The organism is Rhodococcus sp. (in: high G+C Gram-positive bacteria) (assembly GCF_049591685.1).
Taxonomy (GTDB): domain Bacteria; phylum Actinomycetota; class Actinomycetes; order Mycobacteriales; family Mycobacteriaceae; genus Rhodococcoides.
The window spans coordinates 1-7,394 of sequence record NZ_JBAWFH010000037.1 but is presented as its reverse complement, the minus strand read 5'-3'; the positions used below and the strand labels follow the sequence as shown (position 1 = coordinate 7,394).

At 65.5% G+C, this 7,394-nt stretch carries 8 protein-coding genes and 1 riboswitch; of the genes, 3 read left to right on the top strand and 5 right to left on the bottom strand.

The window, feature by feature from the left end; translation table 11 throughout:
- Positions 1–766 (bottom strand): MFS transporter (locus WBQ44_RS01390; protein WP_495564948.1); only part of this gene is annotated, 766 nt, incomplete at its 3' end.
- Positions 767–1,008: 242 nt separating this feature from the next.
- A riboswitch (SAM riboswitch) is annotated at positions 1,009–1,140 on the top strand.
- Between the two features lie 184 nt (positions 1,141–1,324).
- Between WBQ44_RS01390 and WBQ44_RS01385 the strand changes: the two genes are divergently transcribed.
- Together WBQ44_RS01385 and metX are read left to right on the top strand one after the other, a co-directional pair.
- Positions 1,325–2,662: a bifunctional o-acetylhomoserine/o-acetylserine sulfhydrylase gene (locus WBQ44_RS01385; protein WP_495564947.1), complete on the top strand. Its 1,338-nt coding sequence runs from the start codon at positions 1,325–1,327 to the stop codon at positions 2,660–2,662.
- Positions 2,659–3,819, top strand: coding sequence for a homoserine O-acetyltransferase MetX (metX, locus tag WBQ44_RS01380; protein ID WP_495564946.1), 1,161 nt, complete (start codon positions 2,659–2,661; stop codon positions 3,817–3,819). The genes WBQ44_RS01385 and metX overlap by 4 nt, the downstream gene beginning before the upstream one ends.
- A gap of 27 nt (positions 3,820–3,846) precedes the next feature.
- Here the strand turns inward: metX and WBQ44_RS01375 are convergent, their stop codons facing one another.
- The 3 genes from WBQ44_RS01375 to WBQ44_RS01365 form a co-directional block, all read right to left on the bottom strand.
- The gene (locus tag WBQ44_RS01375) at positions 3,847–4,122 is read right to left on the bottom strand and encodes a DUF3017 domain-containing protein (RefSeq protein ID WP_495564945.1); all 276 of its coding nucleotides are present in this window, start codon (positions 4,120–4,122) and stop codon (positions 3,847–3,849) included.
- A gap of 5 nt (positions 4,123–4,127) precedes the next feature.
- Positions 4,128–4,997, bottom strand: a complete 870-nt coding sequence (locus WBQ44_RS01370) for a bifunctional methylenetetrahydrofolate dehydrogenase/methenyltetrahydrofolate cyclohydrolase (RefSeq protein ID WP_495564944.1) — start codon at positions 4,995–4,997, stop codon at positions 4,128–4,130.
- A gap of 78 nt (positions 4,998–5,075) precedes the next feature.
- Entirely contained in the window at positions 5,076–5,684 is a 609-nt protein-coding gene (locus tag WBQ44_RS01365; RefSeq protein ID WP_495564943.1) for a pentapeptide repeat-containing protein, read from the bottom strand.
- 33 nt (positions 5,685–5,717) lie between these two features.
- Here WBQ44_RS01365 and WBQ44_RS01360 point away from each other — a divergent pair, with 33 nt between their 5' ends.
- Entirely contained in the window at positions 5,718–6,182 is a 465-nt protein-coding gene (locus tag WBQ44_RS01360; RefSeq protein ID WP_495564942.1) for a tRNA (cytidine(34)-2'-O)-methyltransferase, read from the top strand.
- Between the two features lie 13 nt (positions 6,183–6,195).
- On the opposite strand, the gene WBQ44_RS01355 is transcribed toward WBQ44_RS01360, so the two are convergent.
- Positions 6,196–7,140, bottom strand: coding sequence for a DUF4349 domain-containing protein (locus WBQ44_RS01355; protein WP_495564941.1), 945 nt, complete (start codon positions 7,138–7,140; stop codon positions 6,196–6,198).
- Positions 7,141–7,394 lie beyond the last annotated feature (254 nt).

The window sequence follows — 7,394 nt, the reverse complement described above, 5'->3', positions numbered from 1 at the left end:
AGATGTAGGTGTACACAGCGAACATGCCACCGAAGCCCACCATGCCGACCAGCAGCGTCATCCACACCTGACTGCGGCGCAGTGCACCGAGCTCGGTGATGGGGTTGGTGGTGGGCATGCCGTCCAGACGCGGCATCCACACGATCAGCGCAGCGACGGTCAGTGCACCGATGACGCCGACGACGGCGAATGCGCTGCGCCAGCCCAAGCCCTGTCCGAGCCACGTTGCGGCGGGCACGCCGACGACATTCGCCACCGACAGGCCCATCATGACCATGGCAACGGCTTTGGCTCGCTTGCCGGGCTCCGCCAAGTGCGCTGCGACGAGGGCTGCGATTCCGAAGTACGCGCCGTGTGGCAATCCCGCCACGAAGCGCGACGCGAGCAACTCGTTGAAACTGGGCGCGAACACCGTGCCGATGTTGCCCAGTGTGAAGGCGGCCATCAATGCGATGAGCAGCATGCGGCGGGGTACCCGTGCAGCAAGGGTGGCGATGACCGGAGCGCCGACGACGACGCCGATCGCGTACGCCGAGATGAGGTGCCCTGCGGTCGGCTCCGAGACGTTCATCGTGGTTGCCATCTCGGGCAGCAGTCCCATCGAGGCGAACTCAGTGGTGCCGATACCGAAACCGCCGATGGCCAGGGCCAGCATCGCCAGCCGCCGCCTGGTCGAATGCGGTCTGCTGCCCGCGCTCGGCCCATGGGACACCCTCGAGCGCACAGCCCCGACGTTTCGGGCGAGAGCGGAGTCGGTAACAGACACAGCGAAGATGACCTTGTCTCGAGAGGAAGTAGAAAAGGGACGCGCCCACCGGGGGCGTCCCTCGCAGGCAATTGTCGTCTCAGGTTCCTTCTTAATCGAATCAGTTAGCGGTGATTGTGCTCACCGCGATGCGCATCACTCTTGCGTGCGGTGTCCGTGCTCCCCTCCTCGCCCAACAGGCGGGTGCGATTGCCACATGTCGCTGTTTGCTGTCGCCGACGCTGCCGCTAGGATTCTCGCCAGGTCATGAGTGCCAGCGTTCAAGCCCCGGCTTGCTGGCCGGCAACCCTCCAACCGCGGTGGGGTGCCCCGGGTGAAAGACCGGGTTAGTCGGCTGTTCACGCGTTCGAACAGCCGGAGAACAAGCGCGGGTCCGTTCCACGGGTGGCATCACCTCGGCGGGCCCACTGACCGGGCACCACAGATCCAGGAGCCCCCGAGGAGGTTTTCGCATGTGTTGTTGTCTCGATAGGCCCCGCCCGGCCCCTCGCTGCCACCGTGGTCGCGAGGAGCCAATTCGAACTCGAGTACACCCTTCGAAGACGGAGTTGTCATCACATGACCGAGAACACCCCTGACGTAGTCGATGCCGCCGGCGCCCCCATCGCGGACCCCGCCGCCTCGTGGAGCTTCGAAACCAAGCAGATTCACGTCGGCCAGAACGCCGACGGCGTCACCCACGCACGCGCGCTTCCGATCTACCAGACCACGTCGTTCACCTTCGACAGCACCGACCACGCCGCAGCTCTGTTCGGGCTGGCCGAGCCGGGCAACATCTACACCCGCATCATGAACCCGACACAGGATGCCGTCGAGCAGCGCATAGCGGCACTCGAGGGCGGCGTCGCCGCGCTGCTGCTCGCGTCCGGCCAAGCTGCCGAAACGGTGGCAATTCTCAATCTGGCCGAGGCCGGCGACCACATCGTGTCGAGTCCTCGCCTGTACGGCGGCACCTACAACCTGTTCCACTACACCCTTCCCAAGCTCGGTATCACGGTCGACTTCGTCGAAGACCCCGATGACCTCGAGCAGTGGCGCGCCGCCATCACCCCCGAGACCAGAGCGTTCTACGGCGAGACCATCTCGAACCCGAAGAACGACGTCCTCGACATCCCCGGAATCTCTGCGGTCGCGCACGAGAACGGTCTACCTCTCATCGTGGACAACACCGTTGCCACTCCGTACCTGATCCAGCCCCTGCAGCACGGAGCCGACATCGTCGTGCACTCGGCCACCAAGTACCTCGGCGGCCATGGCACTGCAATCGCCGGAGTGATCGTTGACGGCGGAACGTTCGACTGGGCGGGAGGTCGGCACGCCGGCTTCACCACGCCCGACCCCAGCTATCACGGAGTTGTCTTCGCCGACCTCGGCGCTCCGGCGTTCGCACTCAAGGCCCGCGTGCAGTTGCTCCGCGACATAGGCGCTGCAGTGTCTCCGTTCAATGCCTTCCTCATCAGCCAGGGACTCGAAACTTTGAGTTTGCGGATGGAACGCCACGTGCAGAACGCGGTCAAGGTTGCGACCTACCTCGAAGGCCGAGACGACGTGGAGAGCGTCGGCTACGCCGGTCTCGAATCGTCGCCTTGGTACCAGCGCGGCCAGGAACTCGCGCCGAAGGGACAGGGCGCGATCGTCACCTTCGAACTGAAGGGCGGGGTGGATGCGGGCAAGAAATTTGTCGACGGACTCTCTCTGCACAGCCATGTCGCTAACATCGGTGATGTGCGTTCACTCGTCATTCACCCCGCGTCGACAACACACTCGCAACTGACGCCCGAAGAGCAACTCTCGTCGGGAGTCACCCCCGGACTCGTCCGGCTCGCTGTGGGAATCGAGGGGATTGACGACATCCTCGCCGATCTCGAGCGCGGATTCGCTGCGGCGGCATCTTGACCATCGGCTCCGTGCACGACGCCCGTCCGGCCTCGGGACTCCCCGAGCCGGACGGGCGGCTGGGCTACATAGACATCGGAAGCCTCGACCTCGAGAGCGGGGCATCGCTTCCGCAGGTGACCGTCGCCGTACAACGCTGGGGCGAAATCTCACCCACGCGAGACAACGTGGTTCTCGTCGAGCACGCGTTGACGGGTGACTCCCACGTCAGCGGGGACGCAGACGCCGATCATGCTCTCCCCGGCTGGTGGAACGGCATGGTCGGTCCGGGTGCGCCCATCGACACCGATGAGTGGTGCGTGCTCGCCTCGAACGTTCTCGGGGGCTGTGGCGGCACCACCGGCCCCAGTTCGCTGCGTCCGAACGGCACCCCGTGGGGTAGCGATTTTCCGCACATCTCCATTCGAGACCAGGTCTCGGCGGAGGTAGCTCTCGCGGACACCCTGGGCATCGACCGGTTCGCGGCCGTCGTCGGTGGATCCATGGGCGGGATGCGGACGCTCGAGTGGATCGTGAGCCAGCCGGATCGAGTGGGTGCTGCCCTGGTTCTCGCAGTCGGTGCTCGCGCAACCGCCGACCAGATCGGCACCCAGACGACGCAGATCGAGGCAATCGCATCCGATCCCGATTGGCAGGGGGGCAACTACCACGGCACGGGACGGGCGCCGCGCGCCGGACTTTCGATCGCACGTCGTATCGCGCATCTGACCTATCGCACCGAAAGCGAGCTCGATCTGCGTTTCGCCAATTCCCCTCAGGGCGAGGAGAACCCGTGGAACGGCGGCCGCTACGCGGTGCAGAGCTACCTTCAACACCAAGCGAAGAAGCTCGTCGATCGGTTCGATGCCGGAACATACGTGTTGCTGAGCGAGGCAATGAACCGACACGACATCGGACGTGGACGCGGAGGGATCGACGCTGCGCTCGCACGCGCCACCGTTCCCACCATCGTCGGCGGCGTCGATTCGGACCGGCTGTATCCCCTCCGCCAGCAGAAGGAAATTGCGCGTGGACTACCCGAGTGCAGGGGGCTCGAAGTCATTCAATCCCGGGACGGCCACGACGGATTCCTCACCGAAGCAGGCGCGGTCGCGAAACTGCTGAGCGAGACACTGGGACACGCGCGGTCGGCTCGCCAGAACAGATCACGCCGGTAACATCGAGGGTTCTCGGCCTGTCGGCCTCTAGTCGGTACCCAGTGGGTCGATGGAGGCCGACAGGAACACGATTGCGCCGCCCACCAGGGCAAGCGCTGACACGTCGAACGCTCGGCTACGAACCGCGAGAAGACCGATGCGACTCTCCGGTAGACACAGTCTGAAGCCCGCTGCCAGCATCGTCGCGACGCCGAGGACGAAAGAGCCGCGACGCCAACGGTCCGCGAGAACGAGCACGAGCGCCACGGCGATGACGACGAGGACCGCCAGCAACGGCAGGTTCTTGCGGAGCTGAGCGCCCATGACCGCTACTTCACACCGGTTCGTGACCGCAGCGTCTGCTCCGAACGCTCGACCACGTTGGACAGCAGGAATGCACGGGTGAGCGGTCCGACGCCTCCCGGGTTGGGCGAGATGAACCCGGCCACGTCCGCGACGTCTGCCGCGACATCACCACGCAGCCCATCGTCGGTTCTGGTGACGCCGACGTCGAGAACCGCCGCGCCGGGCTTGACCATGTCGGCCGTGACGATGCCAGGAACGCCTGCCGCGGCAATGACGATGTCGGCGCGTGACACCTCCGCGGCCAGATCCCTCGTACCGGTGTGGCACAGCGTGACCGTCGCGTTTTCGGACTTGCGAGTAAGCAGCAGCCCGATCGGCCGACCCACCGTCACACCGCGGCCGATGACGACGGCATGCGCACCGTCGATCTCGACGTCGTACCTGCGGAGGAGGTGGACAATTCCTCGCGGAGTGCACGGCAGCGCCGCTTCCTTACCGAGTACCAGCCGACCGAGGTTGACCGGGTGCAGCCCGTCTGCGTCCTTGTCGGGGTCGACGCGCTCGAGGGCCGCGTTCTCGTCGAGGTGCTTCGGCAGTGGAAGCTGGACGATGTAGCCGGTGCAGGCCGGGTCGGCATTGAGTTCGTCGATGACCGCTTCGAGGTCTGCCTGGCTGACGTCCGCCGGCAGATCGCGACGGATCGAGGTGATTCCGACCTTCGCGCAGTCGTTGTGCTTGCCGCGCACATACGCCGCCGAACCGGGATCGTCGCCGACGAGGACGGTCCCGAGACCGGGAACGACGCCGTGCTCGCGCAGGGCCTCCACCCTCTTGGTGAGGTCGATGAAGATGTCGTCGCGGGTCGCCTTGCCGTCCAGAATCGTTGCAGTCACGGCGACCATTGTTCCAGGTCGCGCTTCGCGAGGTTGCGCCGGAGGCCGCTCGCCCCCGCCGTGTCAGCCCCCGCCGTGTCAGCCCTCGACGGACAGTCCGCGGGCGTGCGCGTACGCGACCGCCTGCATCATCTCGATCCGGGCACCGACGAGCGAAGCCGCAACCCATAGGTTCGCATCCACCCTGGCGCCCCGCAGGTCCGCGCCGTCGAGCTTCGCGCCGGTGGCACGCGCACCGGTGAGGTCCGCCGACGAGAGCGACGCCTTGCGCAGGTCGGTGTTCACCAGGTTGGCCTCGACCAGGCGGCAGCTGCTCAAATCCAGTCCCCGCATGTCGGCTCCACCGAGTCCTGCGAGCGTGAAGTCGACCTCGTCGTAGGTGGCCGGCCGCATGGAGGCGTCGACAAACGTCGAGCCGATCAGCGTCGAATGCCGAAAAATGCTGTGCTGCAGGTTTGTTCGCGTGAACGTGCACGAGCGGAAGGCCGCGGCGACGTGCACCGACTCGGTGAGGTCCGTGCCGGTGAAATCGCACTCGGTGAACATCACCGACGTCGTCTGCACGCCCGACATGTCGGCGTCACGAAAATTGCAGGACACGTAACTACGGCCCGTCCACTGCTGCGCGGCCAGCCTCGCATCGGAAAAGTCCTCGCCGACGACCTCGTTCTCATCCACCTGCGCCATCCTTCCCGGACGGATGGTGGCAGAGTGAACCGGGTGTTTCGACTCATGTTCTTCTCACCGCGCATACCGCAGAACACCGGCAACGCCATCCGCCTCGTCGCCGGAACGGGATGCGAACTACATCTGGTCGGGCCGCTCGGCTTCGACATGTCCGAGCCGAAACTCAAGCGCGCCGGTCTCGATTACCACGATCTCGCATCCGTGACCGTGCACGACAACCTCGCCGATGCCTGGGACGCGCTGCAACCCGAGCGCGTCTTCGCTTACACCGCACACTCGTCCCGTTTCCACACCGCTGTCGAGTACGTCCCGGGAGACGTGTTGCTCTTCGGACCCGAACCCACCGGGCTCCCCGACGAGGTCCTGGGCGACCCGCGCGTCACCGACAAGCTACGGATTCCCATGATCGCGGGACGACGATCGCTCAACCTCGCCAACGCGGCCGCCGTCGTGATGTACGAGGCGTGGCGACAGCACGGGTTCGACGGGGCTGTCTGACCACCGGGCCGTCTCACAACCGGGCCGACTGACCCCGGTCGGCGTCGGGGTTGTCGTTCTCCGGTTCTGCCTCCGCCGGCGCCGTTGCCTGCGCGGGGGTGGGCGCCGGTTTCGGATGCGACGCCGTACGGCTGCGAACGAGCCGAATCACCGGGTACACGACCGCAGCGCCGATTGCGAGAGCGCCCACCCACGGGATCGCCCGACCGAGACCGACGATCCCGTCCTGCACGGCTCGGAGCAACGAGTGCCAGCCCGCGACGAGACCCTCGGTGAACGAGTCGGGCCCGGGCGACGGCGTCACGTCGTCGGTATCGAATTGCACTGTGATAGTGGACAACTGCACCTGATCTGCCAGGTAGTTTCGTTGTGACATCAAACTATCCAGCTCGCCCTGCCTGCTGGACAGAGCCGATTCCGCCTCGATCAGATCCGCGGTGTTGCTCGCCTGGGCGATGAGCGCGCGCAGGCGGTCGACGGAAGATTGCAAGGCGGCAATCCGCGCGTCGAGGTCCTGATATTGCATGGTCACGTCGTCACGACCGATGCTCACACCCGTCACCTTGCCCAGCGCAGAGATGCGATCCACCGTCGCGGTCAGATCGTCGACCGGTATTCGAGCGATGAGCGAACTACTCGCCGCGGCGTTGTCCGTCGACGGATTCTCGGTGCGATTGTCGACGCGACCGCCGGCGTCCTCGACCAGTGCGACGGCATCTCTCGCAGCAGCGATCGGATCGTCCGCGGTAACGAAGATCTGGCCTGTGACAACCTCTTTGCGCTCCACTGCTCCAGGCGCCTGTTCCGGGGCGAGCCTGCCTGCGTCTGGCGCCGACGCGACCGCGGGTCCTGCGAACGAGGAGTCCGACGCAGGTGCATCCTCGACTCCCCCCGACCCACTGCATCCGGCGACGAGAACGGCACACCCGGCGAGAGCCGCGAACAGACTGCGCTTCATCCTTCGAGATGCTAAAGCACCCGCCTGCAGAATGTCCGACCCCGACGTGGGAATGCCGAATTGTTACACCCTTAGGGAACATTCACTGATGACCTCACGCGCGAACCGGGGTACGGTGTGCCGCACCGACCCATTTATGTTCCCGTGAAGGAGCCCCCTGTTGTTGTCTGTTTCGTCTTCGTGCTCTGCGCTCCACCGCTCACCCCAGGATGGCTCCTCCCAGCATTTCGGTAGTCGAATCGCCCGTACCGCAG